Annotated in this window: 17 protein-coding genes; 10 read left to right on the top strand and 7 right to left on the bottom strand. The window is 41.1% G+C overall.

The features are described from left to right. Nucleotides 1-65 precede the first annotated feature (65 nt). Nucleotides 66-263, top strand: a complete 198-nt coding sequence (locus B3D47_RS13665; protein ID WP_008304023.1) for a hypothetical protein — start codon at nucleotides 66-68, stop codon at nucleotides 261-263. A gap of 155 nt (nucleotides 264-418) precedes the next feature. On the opposite strand, the gene B3D47_RS13660 is transcribed toward B3D47_RS13665, so the two are convergent. Both B3D47_RS13660 and B3D47_RS13655 read right to left on the bottom strand, forming a co-directional pair. Next, complete coding sequence (locus B3D47_RS13660) at nucleotides 419-1,327, bottom strand: lysine exporter LysO family protein (RefSeq protein ID WP_180185091.1); 909 nt, start codon at nucleotides 1,325-1,327, stop codon at nucleotides 419-421. 60 nt (nucleotides 1,328-1,387) lie between these two features. Next, the gene (locus B3D47_RS13655; RefSeq protein ID WP_180185092.1) at nucleotides 1,388-2,872 is read right to left on the bottom strand and encodes a flavin-containing monooxygenase; all 1,485 of its coding nucleotides are present in this window, start codon (nucleotides 2,870-2,872) and stop codon (nucleotides 1,388-1,390) included. Nucleotides 2,873-3,026: 154 nt separating this feature from the next. Between B3D47_RS13655 and B3D47_RS13650 the strand changes: the two genes are divergently transcribed. The 5 genes from B3D47_RS13650 (at nucleotide 3,027) to B3D47_RS13630 (ending at nucleotide 10,163) form a co-directional block, all read left to right on the top strand. Next, nucleotides 3,027-4,034: a helix-turn-helix domain-containing protein gene (locus B3D47_RS13650; RefSeq protein ID WP_286862513.1), complete on the top strand. Its 1,008-nt coding sequence runs from the start codon at nucleotides 3,027-3,029 to the stop codon at nucleotides 4,032-4,034. An 85-nt stretch (nucleotides 4,035-4,119) separates the two neighbouring features. Beyond that, the gene (gene zapE, locus B3D47_RS13645) at nucleotides 4,120-5,271 is read left to right on the top strand and encodes a cell division protein ZapE (protein WP_004815619.1); all 1,152 of its coding nucleotides are present in this window, start codon (nucleotides 4,120-4,122) and stop codon (nucleotides 5,269-5,271) included. 359 nt (nucleotides 5,272-5,630) lie between these two features. Further along, nucleotides 5,631-7,796 (top strand): malate synthase G, encoded by a 2,166-nt coding sequence (locus tag B3D47_RS13640; RefSeq protein WP_005222491.1) that lies wholly within the window; start codon nucleotides 5,631-5,633, stop codon nucleotides 7,794-7,796. Between the two features lie 182 nt (nucleotides 7,797-7,978). Beyond that, the gene (locus tag B3D47_RS13635; protein ID WP_286862510.1) at nucleotides 7,979-9,424 is read left to right on the top strand and encodes an aldehyde dehydrogenase family protein; all 1,446 of its coding nucleotides are present in this window, start codon (nucleotides 7,979-7,981) and stop codon (nucleotides 9,422-9,424) included. A 79-nt stretch (nucleotides 9,425-9,503) separates the two neighbouring features. Beyond that, nucleotides 9,504-10,163 carry an SOS response-associated peptidase gene (locus B3D47_RS13630; protein WP_163171192.1) on the top strand — a complete coding sequence of 220 codons (660 nt, stop codon included), beginning with the start codon at nucleotides 9,504-9,506 and terminating at the stop codon, nucleotides 10,161-10,163. 93 nt (nucleotides 10,164-10,256) lie between these two features. Here the strand turns inward: B3D47_RS13630 and B3D47_RS13625 are convergent, their stop codons facing one another. Then, a complete protein-coding gene (locus B3D47_RS13625) occupies nucleotides 10,257-10,721 on the bottom strand; it encodes a MarR family winged helix-turn-helix transcriptional regulator (protein ID WP_005222487.1) in 465 nt (154 codons plus the stop codon). An 822-nt stretch (nucleotides 10,722-11,543) separates the two neighbouring features. On the opposite strand from B3D47_RS13625, the gene B3D47_RS13620 reads away from it, so the two are divergent. Together B3D47_RS13620 and B3D47_RS13615 are read left to right on the top strand one after the other, a co-directional pair. After that, entirely contained in the window at nucleotides 11,544-13,070 is a 1,527-nt protein-coding gene (locus tag B3D47_RS13620; protein WP_286862507.1) for a TerC family protein, read from the top strand. A 427-nt stretch (nucleotides 13,071-13,497) separates the two neighbouring features. Then, nucleotides 13,498-14,229, top strand: a complete 732-nt coding sequence (locus B3D47_RS13615; protein WP_286862506.1) for a hypothetical protein — start codon at nucleotides 13,498-13,500, stop codon at nucleotides 14,227-14,229. Nucleotides 14,230-14,255: 26 nt separating this feature from the next. On the opposite strand, the gene thiM is transcribed toward B3D47_RS13615, so the two are convergent. From thiM to B3D47_RS13595, 4 genes are all read right to left on the bottom strand, one after another. Next, nucleotides 14,256-15,083 (bottom strand): hydroxyethylthiazole kinase, encoded by an 828-nt coding sequence (thiM, locus tag B3D47_RS13610; RefSeq protein WP_163171193.1) that lies wholly within the window; start codon nucleotides 15,081-15,083, stop codon nucleotides 14,256-14,258. 33 nt (nucleotides 15,084-15,116) lie between these two features. After that, nucleotides 15,117-16,277 carry a hypothetical protein gene (locus tag B3D47_RS13605; RefSeq protein WP_286862504.1) on the bottom strand — a complete coding sequence of 387 codons (1,161 nt, stop codon included), beginning with the start codon at nucleotides 16,275-16,277 and terminating at the stop codon, nucleotides 15,117-15,119. 154 nt (nucleotides 16,278-16,431) lie between these two features. Continuing rightward, entirely contained in the window at nucleotides 16,432-16,689 is a 258-nt protein-coding gene (locus B3D47_RS13600) for a hypothetical protein (RefSeq protein ID WP_004815641.1), read from the bottom strand. A gap of 255 nt (nucleotides 16,690-16,944) precedes the next feature. After that, the gene (locus B3D47_RS13595) at nucleotides 16,945-17,391 is read right to left on the bottom strand and encodes a hypothetical protein (RefSeq protein ID WP_286862502.1); all 447 of its coding nucleotides are present in this window, start codon (nucleotides 17,389-17,391) and stop codon (nucleotides 16,945-16,947) included. Nucleotides 17,392-17,614: 223 nt separating this feature from the next. On the opposite strand from B3D47_RS13595, the gene pepN reads away from it, so the two are divergent. Together pepN and B3D47_RS13585 are read left to right on the top strand one after the other, a co-directional pair. After that, nucleotides 17,615-20,221, top strand: coding sequence for an aminopeptidase N (pepN, locus tag B3D47_RS13590; protein ID WP_286862500.1), 2,607 nt, complete (start codon nucleotides 17,615-17,617; stop codon nucleotides 20,219-20,221). Between the two features lie 200 nt (nucleotides 20,222-20,421). Continuing rightward, complete coding sequence (locus tag B3D47_RS13585) at nucleotides 20,422-20,631, top strand: hypothetical protein (RefSeq protein ID WP_034434255.1); 210 nt, start codon at nucleotides 20,422-20,424, stop codon at nucleotides 20,629-20,631. Nucleotides 20,632-20,646: the final 15 nt, after the last annotated feature.

Raw genomic sequence — 20,646 nt, 5'->3', positions numbered from 1 at the left:
CTTTCAAACGAAAGGCTTTTTTTATACATTGAAAAAACAGTATAAAAATAAAAAAGGAATTTACAATGAAAACGCGAGAACAAAAATTACTGGAACAAAATCATGAATTGGAAAAAATAGCGGATCAGCTTGAACAGCAAACACTTCAGAAACAGTATAACTCTGCGAGTTCATGGAATTGGATGGCACGTCTTGATGGTGTTGATATTGTAGAGCTGGCTTCAGAGATGGTTGATACAGTGGAAGAACTATTGGGAGATTAGCTTAAGTATTTGAACATGATTCTTCAATATTTTCCCTCACCTTTGCGAACTCAAAATATATTTTGAGATTCTTCATTTCCCAAGGGGGGCTTCTTCTATTATTTTAAAAGCTTCGCTTCTCTCCCTTTGGGAGAGATTTAAAGAGAGCTAATGAATTAGATGGCTGCTAAAACACTGACCATCACCGGTGCCAATACCGACAAAATAAAGCCGCTCAACATGGCATGCGGAATAAAATCATTACCACAGGCCTGTTTTACCATCGGTAAGGTGACATCCATAGATGTTGCACCTGCAGCTGCAATTGCAGCACGTGGATAGCGCCAGCCAAGACAATACATCAGTAGAATTGCAAAGATCTCCCGAAACAGATCATTCATCAGTGCAATACTGCCTAATTCAGCATTCCTGAGTTCAGTCACCACAATACCGCTCATCGAGTAGAAGCCATAACCTTGGGATAACATAATCAGGTCTTGAAGTCTGATATCAGATTGCCATATGCCATAGAGCAGTACACTCAGTAGTGAACCGAGAATACAACCGAGTGGTACCAGCAGAATTTTCCAATTTAGCCATGAGCGGTCGAGTGGGGAATAGGCAAGATCGAGTCCGATCAGGAACATAAATACTAGCAGTAAATGCCAGGTACTGATTTGTGCCTGAATATTTAAGCTACCTAAACCTGCATGCAGCAAATAACCCATGCCGAGCGCAATAAAGGCATAACCGATATTGATGAGTGATTTAATTACCAGTTGTGTAGAAACCCGTCCTGAGGAAGGTTGATAACCTGCCCACTTAAACAGCAGATAACAACAGGTAAAGGCACCCAGTGAAGTGATCGCTGCAATACTGAGAGAGGTACTCAGAATTTGATAAGGATACTTTAGTTCATCGAGAAGTTGTGAAAACTCAAAAGCAATTGCGATCAGTAGCACATAACTAAAATAGGGTAGAACCGCAAAAGATACTTTAACAACAGTTTGAGGTAACTTTCTGGCACACAGAAAGCCGATCGCCAGACAGAACAGTAATTGGAAGATAAGCCAAAAGGATTGCATAATCGGGGAAAATAAAAATTTTCTATATTATGCCATCCCTTTAACGAATATGTTGTTGCTTTAACTGGCTTTACTCAGTAAGTGGTAATCTGATGGATTAGCCCACTTGGTTTTCAGCCAGTATTTCCAGGTGTAGGTGGGCCATAAGGCAAAATTTTTGCCGCCATCCTGTTGATACCAGCTCACGCAGCCCGATTGCCAGACAGTATTCTCCATCATGTGTTGTACCTGTGCGTTAAACTGCTCATGTACTTCATCTTTGACCAAGATTGCCTCAGTATGCGATCGTTCAACTATCTGGATTAACTGCAGGATATATTCTACTTGTGACTCGATCATAAACAGTACCGAGTTATGCGCTAGCACAGTATTTGGACCAAGCAGTTGGAACAAATTCGGAAAACTCTTGATACAGATACCATAATAGCTTTCCGCACCATCTTTCCAGACCTCATTGAGCTTGATGCCATTTAGACCAGTGCATTCAAAGTTTTTCAGATAAATACGCGGATCAGTAATAAAACCTGTGCCATAAATCAGGCAGTCAATCGGCCGTTTTTTACCATCTGCAGTAATAATGCTGTCTTCTGTCAGTTCCCGAATTGTGTCAGTGACCAGTTCGACATTAAGCCGATTAAAAATGGGAAAATATTTATTGGAAACCAGAATCCGTTTACAACCCATGATGTAATCTGGGATTAACTTTTGGGCAACTTCCTTATCTTTGACCTGATAGCGGATATAAGCTTCAGCCAGTTTCTGTGTATATTTCATCACGGTCGGTTTTACGATAGGGACGACACGGGATTCATTCGACCAGTACAGACGAATACGATGTAATTTTCGAAACCAGTCAAAGCGTGCAAAAAGTTTCTTTTCCAAATCATGATACAGCCGCTCATCACGTGGAATCACCCATGCTGCGGTTCGTTGCATCACATAGAGCTGTTTGCATTGTGGAGCGATTTCTGGAATGTACTGAATGGCACTGCCACCTGTTCCAATCGAAGCGACGTTTTTACCAGTGAGGTCATAGCTGTGATCCCATTGAGAGGAGTGGAAGACTTTACCTTTAAATTTTTCGATTCCGCTAATCTTCGGAATTTGCGGTACATGCAAAGGGCCGGATGCAAAAATGACATATTGTGCTTCCAGCTGTTCATCTTCATTTAAAGTTAATGCCCAGCGACAACGCTTTTCATCATAATGTGCAGCTTTAACTTCAGTATTCAGACGAGTAAATGCAGGAACATTGAATTCTTTAACCAGTTGTTGAATATAGGCAAAGATTTCCGGCGCTTCAGCATATCTTTTTGACCAGTCAGCTTTCGGTGCATAAGATAGAGAATACATGTGAGATTGCACATCACAGGCTGCACCTGGATACTGATTTTCACGCCAAGTACCGCCAAAATCATTGGACTTTTCAAGAATTATAAAGTCTGTAATTCCTTGTTGTTGCAAACGAATGGCCATTGCAATTCCGCCAAAACCTGCACCAATAATAGCAATTTTGGTTGTGTTATTTTTCTTTGTAGTATTCATGCTGTGCAATCCGTGCATATCCAGATTTATTAGAATATTATAAAGTTCTAAGATCAAACATGATTAATAAGACGACAAAATTGATCAAAACGGCAATAGAGAATTTGTAAAATTTATAGTAAAACAGGAACAATCCTATTAAATTCAAATCGCAATGAAGAGATCGATACTCAGTTTGATGTACTTGATTCAGGGGATGCGCAAGGCAGGCATTGCATTGGAGCATAAGCTGGACAATATCGGGCTGCGTATAGATGACCTCGATCCTACGTCGATCATTCATCCCAGTCTGGAATATGATGTACTCAAAGTTGTAGGTGAGGGAGTTGCACCAGAAAAAGGGATCTTGATCGGACAGCATTATGCACTGGCAGGATATGGCCCGCTGCTCATGCTACTGGTGACTAGCCCTACGGTGAGAGATGCACTAATTCATGGTATCCGTTTTCAGCAGTTAACCCATCTGACTGGGGAAATGAGTTTCAAGCAGGCTGGGCATCGCATTGCACTTTGCTATTGTCCAAGTAATGTGCAGGACCAATTAGGTCAGCTGGTCGCGCAGGCTGAAATCTCTGGGACTTACAAGTTTATTCAGGACCTGTACAAGATGATGGGGCTTTCGGTGCCTGAAGTAAGGATTGAATTGCCATTTCCAAAGCCGGAAGAGTTAAAACAGTTACAGTTTTACCATGATTATTATGGGCATCAAGTACAGTTCAATGCCGATCAGGCCGCTTTCTGGTTTGATGAAGCGGTGTTAAATGTCAAGATTCCTTCAGCAGATGAGATGACCTTCAAGCTGTATGAAAAGAAGTGTATTGCTGAACTGGAACGATTGCGTGAAGATGAAAAGACACCTTCATTAATCCAACGGGTGCAGGACTATCTGGAGCTGCAAAGTGGAGGAATGCCGACCATGGCAGAAACTGCGCAAGCCTTGAATATTCCGGAACGGACCTTACGGCATCAGCTACAGCAGCTGAATACCAGTTATAAGCAGATCCGTGAGGATATCATTAAGGATAAAGCCTTAAGAATGATTGAATATAAACAATATTCAATTGAAATGATTGCAGAACTGCTAGGATATTCTGAACCGGCGGCGTTTAATCACGCATTTAAACGCTGGTTTGGTCAGAGTCCGCGCCAATATGTAAAATAGCCTAAGTTTGCTAATGCCAAAGTGTTATGGCTTGAAGTTAAATCTTCGCTATAATTTTTTATGAATCTCAATAGTAATGAACCTTATGTCCGACTTAAATTCACATCAGCACAACGCCTTTAGCCCCTTATCTCCTGCAGAACGTTATGCACAGGCACTGTCTTCGGGTCAGTTCATGCCGGATGATGCACAAGCGATTGCAGTACATGAGCTAGACCGTGTCTGGGTGGAGTTAATTCAACGCTTTAAGGCTTCCAAGAAAGCATTCCGCCGTTTCCGCCGTCAAACCTCACCGAAAGGTGTGTATATGTGGGGTGGTGTAGGTCGTGGTAAAACTTGGCTGATGGATCAGTTCTACGATTCCATTCCATTTCGTCGTAAAATCCGCATGCATTTTCACCACTTTATGCAGCATGTGCATCGTGAGCTGAACAAATTATCCGGTCAACGTAACCCGCTAGATTTAGTGGCAGACCAGATTTATAAAGATGCCGTGGTCATCTGTTTTGATGAATTTTTCGTATCGAATGTAACCGATGCCATGATCCTTAGTGATCTGTTCCAGAAACTGTTTGAGCGCGGCATTACCTTGGTCGCGACCTCGAATATTGCCCCAGATGGCCTATATAAAAATGGCATCCACCGTGACCGTTTTATTCCGACCATTGAGCTGGTAAAAAAGAATTGTGTAATTCTAAATGTCGATGCAGGTGTGGATTATCGTTTGCGTGTACTCAAACAGGCACAGTTATTCAAGTTCCCGTTAACGCATGATAATAAAAACTGGATGGCACAGCGTTTTAGCGCACTGACCCAGACCCAGCAGCATTCTGATGAACCGATCATCATCAATAACCGTATTGTCGAAACTGTGGCACATACCGAAGATGTATTATGGTGTGAATTTGCAGAACTGTGCCTGAAACCGCGTAGTCCGGCTGACTTTATTGAAATCGCCAATATCTATAATACTGTGCTGGTCAGCAATGTGCCGCACCTGACCGACTTCTTGAATGATGGTACACGCCGTTTCATTTACCTGGTAGATGAATTCTATGACCGTGGTGTGAAATTGCTACTCACTTCTGAAGACAATATCGTTGACATCTACCAAGGTGAAAAACTGGCTTTCGAGATTGAACGGACCCGTTCACGTCTGCTGGAAATGCAATCAGATGAATACTTGCATTCGGAGCATCGCCAGATTGAGAAAATTGCCTCCAGCAATGCTGAATAAAGCTTCAAAAAGCGTCGGTTATCCGGCGCTTTTTTTATGCAAAATTACTGGGCAGTTTATCGACAATAAGCACATTTCATGGCTTAATCGAGCTTCAAGAATGACAATGTATATGGAAATGCGTGATTTTTGCGCGAAAATCTGAACTTAAGTCTAATTTCTACATTTCGAAAACTTTATACACTGTCATTAGGGTATTTAGTGAATTGATGACGAAACATTCCGATCAATATTAGCGGACATGAGGGTGACGCTAAATAAAATGATCATTATTTAGGAATGTGATAGTACTATTCAGCTAAATTTTAATCGTTATACTAGAATCTCTTGTATAAAAAGTAGCAATATCAGGAAAGACAATGACTGCACGTATTCAAAAAGGCAAGTTAGCGATTGCTAAAGAACTTTACGATTTTATCGAAAATGAAGCACTACCAGGTTCTGGTTTGGACAGCGAAACATACTGGAAGAACTTTGAACAAGTCGTTGTTGATCTTAGCCCTAAAAACAAAGCACTTTTGGCTAAGCGTGATGACATTCAGGCGAAAATCGATGAATGGCACCGCAATAACACATTTGAATTACAAGCTTACAAAGCTTTCTTGTCTGAAATTGGCTACTTGCTACCAGAAGTAGAAGATTTTCAAATTACGACTGAAAACGTAGATGAAGAAATTGCACTATTGGCAGGCCCACAGTTAGTGGTACCTGTACGTAATGCACGTTACTGCTTAAATGCGGCAAACGCACGTTGGGGTTCATTATATGATGCACTTTATGGTTTTGACGTTATCTCTGAAGAAGATGGCGCAGAAAAAGGTAAAGGCTATAATCCAAAACGTGGCGAAAAAGTTATCGCATTTGCGAAAAACTATCTTGACCAAACTTTCCCATTGGCAAATGGTTCACATGCCGATGCAACCAAATATGCGGTTGAAGGAAATGCGCTTGTTGTAACTTTAAAAGATGGCTCTACAACAACTGTTGCAGATGCATCTAAATTCGTCGGTTATAACGGCGAAGCTTCTGCACCAACAGAAGTTGTACTTAAAAACAATGGTCTACATGCAATCATCCAAATTGATGCAGCAAGCGCAATTGGTCAAACTGATGCAGCTGGCGTAAAAGACGTAGTTCTTGAAGCTGCTGTAACGACAATCCAAGACCTGGAAGACTCAGTTGCAGCTGTTGATGCTGAAGAAAAAGTAGAAGGCTACCGTAACTGGTTAGGCTTGATGCGCGGTACGCTTGAAGAGTCAATTGAAAAGAATGGTAAGACAGTTACCCGTAAACTGAATGCTGACCGTACCTTCAAAAATCTTGAAGGTGGTGAGACAAAAGTTCATGGCCGTTCATTGATGTTACTTCGTAATGTAGGTCACTTGATGACTAACCCGGCGATCTTGGTAGATGGCGAAGAAATCTATGAAGGCATCATGGATGCATTGGTTACTCCGCTTCTTACGATTGCTGACATTCGTGGTGAAAACACGATCAAGAACTCACGCAAAGGTTCGATGTACATCGTGAAGCCAAAAATGCATGGCCCTGAAGAAGTGGCATTTGCAGTTGAACTGTTCGAGCGTGCTGAACAAGCGCTTGGCTTGCCTGAAAAAACCCTGAAAATCGGTATCATGGATGAAGAACGCCGTACTTCTGTTAACCTGAAAAACTGTATTGCTCAGGCCAAAGACCGCACGATCTTCATTAATACCGGTTTCATGGACCGTACTGGTGACGAAATCCATACCTTCATGGAAGCAGGTCCATTCGTACGTAAGGGCGAAATCAAAGGTCAAAAATGGTTCCCGGCTTATGAAAACCGTAACGTAATGATCGGTTTGCAAACAGGTTTACGTGGTAAAGCACAGATTGGTAAAGGTATGTGGCCGAAACCGGATATGCTATTAGACATGTACAAAACCAAGACTGAGCATCCAGAAGCAGGTGCAAGCTGTGCATGGGTACCGTCTCCAACAGGCGCAGTGATTCACGCGATTCACTACCATCAAATTAATGTGGCAAACCGTCAGCAAGAATTACTTGCAACTGAAGCATTGCCTCTTGATGACTTGTTAACACCACCATTGGCGGCCAACACCAACTGGACAGAAGAAGAGAAACTGAAAGAACTGGAAAATAACTGTCAGGGTATCCTGGGTTATGTGGTTCGTTGGGTTGATCTGGGTGTGGGTTGTTCAAAAGTGCCTGATATTAACGATGTAGGTTTGATGGAAGACCGCGCAACTTTACGTATCTCTTCTCAACACGTTGCAAACTGGTTACGTCACGGTATCGTAACTCGTGAACAGGTTGAAGAAGTGATGCAGCGTATGGCAAAAATTGTGGATGAGCAAAATGCCAATGATCCATTCTATACGCCAATGGCAGCTGACTTTGATAACAATATTGCATTCCAGGCTGCTTCTGACCTGATTTTCAAGGGTGGTGAGCAACCTGCAGGTTATACAGAGCCTTTACTTCATGCAGCGCGTTTAAAATTGAAAGGTTATACAGGTGACTAATCCTGTCTGATCTAAAAAAGCCTCTTCGGAGGCTTTTTTGTTGGCTGTCTAAAATGAATCAGTTATTAAAAATAGAGAACATATAAATTTGTCGATAAAAGCGTAACAATTCGTCGCTCAGCTCTGATCTATAAAATTGTTCTGATAAAGTAGAGAAAAATTCACAAGTTGTAGGGATGGAAATGACAGCCTATCAAAATCTAGATCAACAATTTATTGGCGGGCAATGGCAGCAAGGCGGCTCGATCCACACGATTCAAAATTTTAATCCCTATACTCAACAGGAAATTTTTACCTTGCAGGCAGCAAGTACTGAAGATGTAGATACTGCTTATCAGGCAGCGCTGGCAGCGTTTGAGCAAGGTGTCTTAACTTCGGTTCAGGTGCGTAAAGGGCTAATCCAAAACCTGGCCAATATCATTCAGCGACGCCGTGAAGAGATTGTAGACTGGTTGATCCAGGAATCTGGTAGTACGCGCTTTAAGGCAAATCTTGAAGTAGATGCATCGCTGGGAATCATTCAGGAAAGTGCCAAATTCCCGGATTTAATCCAGCCAGATGAGCTGGAAAGTCGAGATCCTGCACGTCAAAGTATTGTGATACGTAAACCGCTTGGTGTGATTGCAGTAATCAGCCCTTGGAATTTCCCTTTTCATTTATCCATGCGTTCAGTTATTACCGCAATCGCTTGCGGAAATACGGTCGTGCTCAAGCCAGCCAGCGATACGCCGGTCACAGGTGGAACACTGCTTGGAAAATTATTCGAAGAAGCGGGTACGCCACATGGCGTCTTTAATGTGGTAGTCGGTGCTGGTAAAGAAATCGGTGATTATTTTGTCGAACATCCTATTCCAAAAATGATTTCATTTACTGGTTCAACTGAAGTTGGGCAGGGTGTGGGAAGTAAAGCACTGTCAAGTTCGCGTATGAAACGTCTTGCACTGGAATTGGGTGGAAATGCACCTTTGGTCATTCTGGATGATGCGGATCTGGATCTGGCAGTAGAACTTACTGTTATGGGACGCTTTATGCATCAAGGACAGATCTGCATGAGCACCAATCGGGTCATTGTTGATCAGAGCCTGCATGATGCTTATGTAGATAAACTGATAGAGCGGGTGAAAACCATCCCTGTGGGTAATCCAGACTTGCCAGAAACCATCATTGGACCAATTATTAATCAGAGCCAAGTTGAAAAGCATCGCAAGATTATCGAACATGCCAAACAACTAGATGCACAGTTGGTCTATGAAGGCGGTATAGAAGGAAATGTAGTGGCACCGCATATCTTTACTCATGTCGATCCTTACTTTGAAATCGCTCAGGAAGAAAGTTTTGGTCCGATTCTACCGATCCTAAAAGCAGATGATGAAGAACATGCAGTGAATTTGGCAAATAACTCTCGCTTTGGGCTTTCCAGCGCAGTCTGTACCTCAAATATTGAACGCGGTGAACGTTTTGCTGCTCAGATAGATGCGGGTATGACGCACATTAATGGAATTACGGTTGCAGACCAACCAAATGCACCATTTGGTGGGGAGAAAAACTCAGGCCTGGGGCGTTTTAATGGACGTTGGATCTTTGAGGAATTTACCCGCACACATTGGATGACCTTGCCAAAACAATAGTCCTGTTAGCAAAAACACACAGGTCTGTGATCACCGAAGTATTATAATATTTCGGTGATTTTCTGTTTTTAAAGACTTTATGTGCGCTAACTTTAAACCGCTCACTTTGCAGCAACTGCATGACCTTAATCTTCCTGAAATTCCGTTTGAATATCCGGAAGAAGTCTATCCCAATTATCAGTTGCCTTTGTTATTCAAGTCAGAATTTGGTTTGGAATGGCGCTCGGTGAATTTTGGTTTGATTCCAAAATGGGCGGAGGATAAAACCATCGGAACTCGCACCTATAATGCTCGTAACGAAACTTTACTGCAGAAGCCTAGTTTTGCCGAGGCAACAGCGAAATGTAAATTTGGCGTAATCCCAGTAACAGAGTTTTATGAGTCTAAATATTTTGATAATAAACCACAGCGCTGGGGTGTAAGACGTAAGGATGGGAAAGCATTTTATATTGCTGCCCTATATGAAATTGCGCGCGTGCAGGATGAGATCGTACGTTCAAGCACCATGATTACCATGGACGCAATTGATCATCCTATGATGAAGGATTTCCATGAACCGGGAAATATCAAGCGTTCTGTTATTGTGATTCCACATCAGCGTATGGATGAATGGCTAAATCTGAAATCACCGAATATACAGTCTTTTGTTGAGGGATTTCCCGTAGAGGAGTTTGAGTGTTCACATGTACCCAAGGAGGTGATCAAAAAAATCAGTCCCCAAATGAATTTTTTTGAATGATTCCTGGAGAAGCAGAAAGATAAAGCTAGCCTATGAATTCATCTTTCTGCTTAAGTCACGCTAGTGCCTGATCAGTTTTTTATAGTTTTTAGATCAGCGCGCAAGGTTTTTGAAGATGTGACGTAAACTTTCCATAGTTTTTTCGATTTGAAGTGGTGTTAGGCCTTCAAATGACTGTTCCAGAACAATGTTAGTCAGGTCATTAATCTTATGGAACATCTCATGTCCTTTTTCTGTAAGAACCACACGCGTAATACGTGCATCGTCTTCACAAGAATAAGTATCAACCAGGCCTTCGTCTTTAAGACGATAGACGATTTTCGTGGTGGTCGACATTTTAGAAACCACCATCTCGGAAAGATCAGACACGCTTGCATGTGGTTTCGCTTTTAAGGCAAGCAAAATACGGCGACGTGAGTTGTCAACGCCATATTTCTTGAGCGCGTGGTCAACATTTAAAACATATTGTGCGTGGACTTGAGTAACCCAATAGTAGGGAAAATTTTCTAAAGTAAATTCTTCAGTTGAAGGTAAAAACTTCGCATACTTTTTAGTCATGGTAGATTCCTTGTATTTATTTTTGTAAGGCAGTTACATTCTATGAAAATGTTTATATAAGTTTCAACCATTATTTTTAAAAAATGCGACAAAATGTGAATCAATGTTTTTAATAATGCTAATAATTGACACAAATTATCGACTGGTCGAGAAAGACCTAAGTTTACCTATTTTTAACTCATCTGTTACCTATTCACTTCTGCCATACATCGGGAAATTTGTTATGAATTTTGATCCAATTAGAAATAAAATTATATGAAAGAAAGATTTAGTAATAATAGTTAAACTTGAAGGTGTATTTAACCCGATGAATGTCACTTTAATTTTTAAAATAAAATAAGGAAGGCGTGGAGAAGATCAGTGATTTGAAGGGAGTGCCGTCTTTATTAAGTCATTCTTCATTCCGCTATTCAGAAATTTGTTACTAAAACTATTTATGAAAATATCTCTAAGCATTATCTCTATTTAAGGATATATCTGAGAAAAGCTGGTACTGATATTGATGATGAGAGGGTGATTGTTTACGAAAACTGATGAGTGACTTGGAAAGCAACGCTTTTTTCGCATATCAGCTAAATTAATACGACGACAGGGGTTAAGTGAAGCACTGAAGAACAATCCTGGCTATTAATCACTAACCAGTTTGTATAGACTTCTATATAAACAAGTATTTACGGAATTAATATAAAAAGACCATTACAAATTAAAAGCTTTGTGCATAATAAGAGAGTCTTAAGTCAAAAAGGTTAAAATTATGGATCCCTCGCCGTGCGTTGATCTTCCATCTTTATTTCTAGCTTACTCGAACGGGGTAATTCTCTAATGGAGTTTTTATTAGATCCCGGAATCTGGGTGGGTTTAATTACACTTATTATTCTTGAAATCGTTTTAGGTATTGATAACCTAGTCTTTATTGCCATTCTGGCTGAAAAATTACCTCCTGAACAACGCGATAAAGCCCGTGTGATTGGTTTATCTCTGGCGTTGTTTATGCGTTTAGGATTGTTATTTGCAATCTCTTGGTTGGTTACCTTAACCGAACCTTTAATTACCATATTTGATAAAACATTCTCTGGTCGAGATCTGATTCTCTTGGGTGGTGGCTTGTTCCTGGTCTATAAGGCTGTGGGAGAGCTGCATGAGAAGATGGAAGGCAAGCCTGAAGTCAAAGTCACAACGAATGTCGTCTATGCGGGTTTTACTGCCGTTGTTGCTCAAATTGTGATTCTAGATGCAGTCTTCTCGCTCGATTCGGTGATTACTGCAATTGGTATGGTCGACAACATCTATGTGATGATGGTGGCAATGGTTGTCGCAATGATGGTGATGTTGCTTGCATCTAAGCCTTTAACTGCCTTTGTCAATCGTCATCCAACCGTCGTGATTTTGTGTTTAAGTTTCTTACTCTTAATTGGTATCAGCTTGATTGCAGAAGGTTTTGGCTTCCATATTCCAAAAGGCTATATCTATTCAGGTATTGGTGTTGCTATTGCTATTGAGGCGTTTAACCAGTTTGGTCAGCGCAATGTTGCAAAACATGAAGCAAAAATTCCATTACGTCATCGTACTGCCGACTCAATTTTAAAATTGATGGGTGGCCGAGTAGAAACCAGCAGTCCAGATATGAATGCTGAAGCACAAGAAACCTTTGCAGATGAAGAGCGCTATATGATTGGTGGCGTGCTCACTTTAGCGGAACGTTCTGTAGCATCTATTATGACACCGCGGGGCCATATTTCTTGGGTAAATCTTGATGATAGCCCAGAGCAGATTCGTGAAAAAATCTTGTCGGTGCCGCATAGTCTGTTTCCAGTCTGTCGTGGCAGTCTGGATAAGGTGATCAGTGTTGTTCGTGCCAAAGAATTGCTGGATGTACTGGAAGAACCAGAAGCGTTAAAAACATTGATTAAGCGTCATCGTCCTATCTTTATCTTTGAAAATATGAAGGTTATTGATGCAATTAATACCTTGCGGACTTCTAAAGGTTCTTTGGTTCTGGTGAGTGATGAGTTTGGTCATGTACAGGGTCTGATTTCACCACTAGATGTATTTGAAGCGATTGCAGGGGAATTCCCGGATGCAGACGAACAGCTGGATTTAGTTCGTGTGGATGATACGCATTGGATTGCTTCAGGCATGCTGGATTTGTATCAGCTGGAACTAGAGCTAGGTATGCTGGATCTAATTGAAGAAGATGCTGGTTATATCAGTGTTGCAGGTCTGATTCTGGATAAAACCAATGGTCATGTAGAAGTTGGTACAACACTGGAGCATCAACAGGTTACTTTCCAAGTGACTGAAATGGAAAACAATCGTATTAAGTCGGTGAATATCCATTACCAAGGTTAAGTTTGATGTTCTGACTTAAACTGGTTTATCTAGGAAAAGCCAGCAAGTAGTTACTTGCTGGCTTTTTTTATGCCTAAATACTGTGATACAGACAGTAGAATAATTTTAAGCTTGGAAATTAGTCAGTCAGCTAAAAAATATAAAAATTGCTTATTTTCTTCAAAAAAATCGAGGTTAAAAATACATAATTAAATAAAAGCTTGATACAGGTCTCATAATTTATATATAATAACTATTAAATTCAATAACTTAAATTTATAGTGAACTATTTGGTAACTGATAAGTCTGATATTGTGTATAAGAACTTAAAAATCCTATGCTAATCTGCCAAATCAGAAGATTTACTAATCACACGCTTTTAGCTCGGAATCAGTAGAAAAGTATCATGAATTAACTGATCTGCCTGCCGCTTCAATGGATGACATACATGAAAATCAGAGAAACCATCATTGATTTTGCAACTTTGCCAGCCCAGCAGAAACATGATTTTTTTCAGCAGATGCTGGAATTTGATCAACTCATTTTTCCCTTTGCGCCTGTTGAACAGCTATATCAATATGTACATGATCCAGAAGCAGTCTCTGTACCAGTCATACAGTATTTCGTCGGAGAGCGGCTGATTGGCCAGAATATTATGCCAATTCTCAAATTGCAGTTGCAGGACAAACCTGTTTTTGTGGTGACTTCACGTGCCGGAGTACTGGAACAGTATCGTCGCAGTGATCTGACTTTAAAGACTGCCATTCGTGTGGCTTTGCGCTATCGTTTACGTTATCCGGCCATTCCACTTTGGTTTGTAACTACCTTGATGCAGCCGAAGGTCTATACCTTGTTTGCCTCACGTAGTCGTTATTTCTATCCAAGAAAAGGTTACACCATGCCGACTGCTCATCAATCCGTACTTGAGCTGATGCACAGATACAAGTCTCAGGTAGATAAACGTGGGCAGGGTATTTATGTTGCACCGGCACTGATGCCTAAAGTCACGCCAGATCAGTTGATTCGACTGCGCAAACGCAGTGATGTTCATTACCAGTTCTTTATGCAGCACGTGCCAGACTATTTTGATGGGAAAGGATTGATGTGTGTTTGCCGCTTAGATTTCAAAACAATTTCTGAAACAATTATGAATCTGGCTTTCGGGAAATCTGTGCACTAGACATAGCTTTCCTTAATGATAATAAATCAAAGCAGCTCAAAATCAGCATATTGTTGAATAATTTCAGGATTCAACAGATGAATCTGATCGATAAAGGCAACATTAAAGCTGCCCAGTGTAGAGGTAATTTCAGCAGCCCTTTTACCGGCAATCGCGAAATGCAGATGTGCAGCAGTTGCCGCAATTACCGGGTTAGCCACAGCACTATAAGCTGCAATCAATGCACCCAAGGCACAACCTGTTGCAGTCACACGTGGCTGTAATTCTGATCCGCCCATCACCTTAATCACAGGATAATCCTGCGAGATGATGTAATCTGATTCTCCGGAAATGGCGATGCACTGGCATTGTGCCAGCAATGATTTAGCTTGTTGATAGACTTCTGAGCTGTCTAATGTCGTACCTACACCTTTGCCTGTAACCTGTTTGCCTGCCAGAGTACCGATCTCGGAGGCATTGCCACGTAGGATAGTTGGCTGAAATGCCATTAATTGATCAGTCACTTCTGAGCGCCAGTGCAGAATTGAACCATAACCAACAGGATCCAGCACCCAGGGTTTTTTAATCGCATTCGCAGTCTGTGCAGCAATCAGCATAGCCTGAACTTGTTCAGATGTTGGTGTTCCCAGATTCAAACTGACGGCCGCTGCAATTCGGGCAAAATTTTCAGCTTCAAAAGGATTGTCAATCATGGCAGGTGCAGCATTCGCAGCCAGTAGAACATTCGCTACATAATTACTGGCAACAGCATTGGTCATGATATGCACTAAGGGTTGCTGTTGTTGTAATGCTATCCAGGCATCACAAACACCTTCTAGAATGTCATGGTGCAGTTGAGAAAGATTGGTATTCATATTGATATTCACAGTGCGTCTGGGCTGAATCCATCAGCGGGTAAAATAATGGTCTTGATGTTTGCAGTTGCGGCAGCAGAGACTGACGTAGTCCGTGGCATCATAATCCACGGTCAGTTCCTCGGAACCACAATGCATACAGCGTTTATTGGAATAGAATTTTAAACGAGGCTCAATCTGCTGCCATGAACGCCAGATTGGCTGGAAGAAAATATTTTCATCATAGCCAAGGAAACGAAAGAACAGAATTGCACTCATTTTGCTTAAAGGCAATTGTGATGGGCGCGGCAGGGTAGAGGTTTCCCATTTTTCGTTGATGGCACGTTCACGGTACTGCTGCAGGGTTTTTTTCAGCAAATTGGTATTGATGAAATTTTCATTGCGAGCTTGCAAGGCTTTCTGTTTGTATAAGTATTCCAGCGCCGTTTGTACTAGATAATAAATCTGTCCGACTGCCAATACATCCAGCATACGGTAGCAGAAAGTCTGAAAGCTTTTATTACCCGCAATCTGAATGCCCCAGCTACGACAATAAAACTGGGCAAATTGAATCACTTCCTGATACAGCAGAAAATATAGGGTTTCTTTAACTTCATCTGCACTTTTAAAAGGCACACCTTTGCTTAAATTCTCAAAGAACCAATGGCGTAATTGCTGGGTAATGCTGAACAGGCTCGGCTCTGAATAACCATCCAGACGCACATTAATATAATAGTGCTGCTGATCGGCATTAAAGTCTTTCAGACTTAGAATATTTTCCTTGCTGAGGCGTTTAACCAAAGCATTTTGCATCAGATAATTTGGACTGATGTTGTGATATTTGATCTGATCCCAGTCTATATATTCAGCGTGCTGACTGTGCTCATGTACATGATCATCCAGAATCGCTAACAGAAATAACTTGTTTAAAAAGCTGAGCTGACCTAATTCATATTGATGTACATCTTTTTTACTTTGATGCTGGCGATTTTCCTGCAGACGTGTTTCCTTCATTTGACGTCTACGATTGGCCAGACATTTTTCACAGAAGCAATTATGTTTTTGGTCAGGATAAAGCTGATGATGACAGTGACTGCATTCGTGATAATTCAGTTCCTGATCAAATTGTTCTGCCTCGACCCAGTACATTGCTGCCTGACACAAGGGACATGCGGTACTTTCATCAAGCTGTTTCTGCAAAACATTAAGCGTCATATCAACTAGCAATCGTAAAATGAAGAAGGAAAATCATTATACACAGTGCAGCTTGAGCAAGTGTGGTTCAGGCTAAAGTTTTCATCATGAGCTGATAATCAAACATGCAAGAGGACCACTTAAGTGGCCTTCTATGTATTGTTGAAAATGGCCTTTAGACTGGGCAAGGCAGGGTTTCGTCCTCTTCACCCAGATGTTTCGCATTAATTAAAGCCTGGACTTTTTTAGGCTGAACCTTTTTGGAACCAAGTGCATTATAGCTGTTCAGAATAGCACCCACTTCATAGGCTTGCATCTTGATGCCCTCACAGCTCATAAACAGTGCAATTACTTTATGGTCAATATTGGCTTGATCGAGTGCTTGCAGGGTCTTGATGTTTTCAACACGTACGATATGTTCTTTAAGATACATAGTTCACCTCATTTTTTATTGTAGATATAGTTGTGTAATCTGCACGTTTAAATAAAAGCAAGAAGTATGCACAAAACTGTTTTTATGTATTGAACTTTTGAAATACAGAATAAATTGAATGTAGGATATTGATTTATTTAATATTAAAAATATTTAAAATCATTATTGAAATGAATGGTTTCTGGCTTGGAGATACTTAATTCCATATTAATGTGCTTTTTCAATGCAGCCTTGCGCATGAAAATGTACATAGGCTTAAATACATGTACGCAACTGATTGGCTAGCTTGCGATTCAGTGCTTCCTTTCTTGCCAGATTTAGCTGTATTCCAAACGAGATTGGCATACTCAGTTGTGGGCTGGTATATATTGCAAAAAGAATTTGATTGTCTTTATTTACAGCAAAAGTATATTCACCTGTTTGTTTTTCTCTGAGCATTTCAAAGTAATTATAATGTATGAGAGAGGGCGGATTCCCCACACCCATAGCAGAATCATACGATAAATCAATCTGCTTTAAATGTGGAAAATACATCACATCCTGAATCTGGTCAGGTTCAGAGTTGGCGACACTGATCATTAGAATTGTATTGGTTTGTGTAGAAGCCAGACATTGATAGGGCATTTTCCCTGAATAGTTTGCAGCCTGAACAGAAGCGATATGGAAAACAGAAAAGCCGGCAAGCATTAGAATTTGTTTCATATTTATTTTAGTAATATCTTAAGACGGCATATTTTTGTTTATTGTTTAAATATAAGTCAATTACTTTCAGTAATTTAAATACCTGAATTGAAATAACTCCAGTTTAGTCCCATATATAAAAACACAATGAAATGCACAGACAGGCAGAATAAGTTGTCGTATGATCAATATGATTAACATTTTTTGCTTTACATAAGCTGTGTAAAAAGATCAGGACATTAATATGAATATTGCGGCTAATCCAGCGATCGAAGCAGATCAAACCATTTATTTAAAAGATTATCAAAAACCTTCTTATATCGTTGACTCGGTTGAGCTCAATATTCAGGTTTATGCAGATCATACGCTGGTCAACGCTACACTGGTAATGCAGCGTCAGACTGAAGGTGAGCTGGTTTTACTTGGTCGTGATCTAGAACTGCAATCAATTTATGTTAATGGTAAGCCACTTTCTGAAAGTGAGTACAAGCTTGATACTGAACAGTTAGTGATTGGTAATGCACCGGATCAGGCTACGATTGAAACTGTTGTTCGTATTCATCCTGAATCCAATACCCAATTAGAAGGCCTGTATCAAGCCAGTTCGGATCTGTTTGTGACTCAGAATGAACCAGAAGGCTTCCGTAAAATTACCTTCTATCCAGACCGTCCGGATGTCCTGTCTGTTTTTACTACACGTGTTGAAGCAGACAAGAAATTCCCGGTACTTCTTGCCAATGGTAACCTGATTGAAACGGGTGAAGCGGGGGAAGGCCGTCACTATGCAATCTGGCAAGATCCAACCAAAAAACCAAGTTACCTGTTTGCATGCGTGATCGGTGATCTGGCTGTGATGAAAGATCGCTATACCACTTCTGAAGGCCGTGACGTAGCACTTGAAATTTATGCTGAAGAGAAAGACATTCCAAAATGTAAAATTGCCATGGAAGCCTTAAAGCACTCTATGCGTTGGGATGAAGAACACTATGGCCGTCCTTATGATCTTGATAATTACATGATTGTTGCCACCAGCGCGTTTAATATGGGCGCAATGGAAAATAAAGGTCTGAATATCTTTAATACTTCATGTGTACTGGCAGATGAAGAATTTACCACTGATGCTGCAATCATGCGGGTACAGTCAGTGATTGCACATGAATATTTTCATAACTGGACCGGTAACCGTATTACCTGCCGTGACTGGTTCCAGTTGTGTTTAAAAGAAGGTTTGACTGTCTTCCGTGACCAGTCTTTCTCTGAAGATCTGCAGTCTGCAGCCGTACAGCGTATTGACGATGTTGCAGTGCTTAAGGCGCATCAGTTCCCTGAAGATTCAGGTCCATTGTCGCATCCACCGCGTCCAGACCATTTTGTAGAAATTAATAACTTCTATACTGCAACAGTGTATGAAAAAGGTGCGGAAATTAACCGTATGATGGCGACCTTGCTCGGCAAAGCCAAATTCCGTATGGGTACAGATGAATATTTCCGCCGTCATGATGGTGAGGCAGTGACGGTGGAAGACTGGGTTGCAGCAATAAGCGCAGGTTCTGGTGTCGATCTATCTAGCTTCCTGATCTGGTATAACCAGCCAGGTACCCCAAAGCTGGAAGTGCATGGTGAATATGATGCAGAAGCACAGACCTATTGCCTGAACTTTAAACAAAGCCTGAAAGCACACCCGAAATATCCAAATCTGCAAGCTGTCCCGATTCCGGTGGCATTGGCCCTGTTTGATGCAGAGAGTGGTGAACAACTGACTTTGAATTCAACAGCGCTGTTTGAAAATGGTGTCAAAGATGGGGTATACCTGTTTGATCAGGAGCAGTCACGTATCGAATTTACTGGGGTAAAAGCAAAACCAGTGGTGTCATTACTGCGTAACTTCTCGGCACCAGTCAATCTGGAATTTAACTATTCGGATAAAGAGCTGGCCTTCTTGCTACAGTATGAAACCAATGGTTTTAATCGCTGGCAGGCGACCCAGACTTTACTTGAGCGTATTCTCCTGAATGATCAGCCTGCGGACATTTATGTTCAGGCGATGTTGAATACCTTGCCGGGGGTAATTGAACAGGATCCGTTATTGGCATCTCGTCTGTTTGATGTGCCAACTGAGGGTTATCTTGGCAGCCGGATTGATGTGGACTATCGTCCAAGCAAGATTCAGGAAAAACGTAACGCCTTGCTGAATAAATTGGCACGTGCTTTTGCTGACACTGCCAAAGAAATTTACCTGTCACTTGATCCAGATCTGCAATCTGATTTCTCTCAGGCAATGGGTACCCGTGCATTAAGAAATATCATGCTTACCATGATCGCACGTCAAGGGGATGACTCTGCTTTTGATTTGGCTTATGAGCAGTATCATACCGGGAACATGTCTGAACGTCTGGGAGCGCTTAAAGTCCTGGTCTGGAATGATGCACCACAAGCCCAAGAAGTTCTAGCAGACTTCTATAGCCGTTTTGAAGATGAAGCTTTATCTTTAGATCAATGGTTTATGGTTCAGGCGGCGCATCCTCAAGCAACTGCTGAAACGATTGCTTATCTGACACAGCATCCTGATTATGATCTGGCTGTGCCGAACCGTATTCGTGCTGTAAGTGGGGGGTTGAATGCAAATCCGGTCAATACCTGGGGTTTTGGTGTACAGCACTATATTACTTTGGCGAAATATCTGGATGAGAAAAACCCGATTGTCGGTTCACGTCTGCTTCAAGTTCTCTCTCGTTGGTATACTCTGGCTGAACCACAACGTAGTGAAGTGAAAGCTCAACTTGAAGCTCTGAAACCCCTGGTAAAATCTAAAAATGTTTGTGAAACCTTGAACAGTATGCTCAGTGTTTAATTAAACCTTGTTGAAAAAGCCGGGTTTAATATCCGGCTTTTTTATTTAGAGCATCAGTAATATTTATTCAATATGTTATTAAAGAAAGTATGTATTAAATTTTGCTTTACTATAGCAACACATATCGAAGTATGTGTGACGCCAATTTCAGGCGCTCACAATGTAAAGATCAAGATGATCTGATAATTGGGCGAATTGAAATGTTATTTAAAATTGAGGATGGATTTTATTTAAATACTCAACACATTATTGCTGTGCGAGTCATCAAGGACAGTGCGCGTGGAGTATTCGAACTTCATCTGGAATACACTCCAAATTCGGTACAGAAATCTGGTGAATATATCAAAGTGTTCAGCTCCCAGTTGGAAGCGGAAATGTTCCTCAACCAATTGAACCAGAAAATTCGCTAGTTTCTAGAAAATCAA

Source organism: Acinetobacter sp. UBA3461 (genome assembly GCF_002381195.1).
GTDB classification, from domain to species: domain Bacteria; phylum Pseudomonadota; class Gammaproteobacteria; order Pseudomonadales; family Moraxellaceae; genus Acinetobacter; species Acinetobacter schindleri.
The sequence above is the reverse complement of the archived record's forward strand: the minus strand, read 5'-3'. Positions and strand labels throughout refer to the sequence as shown.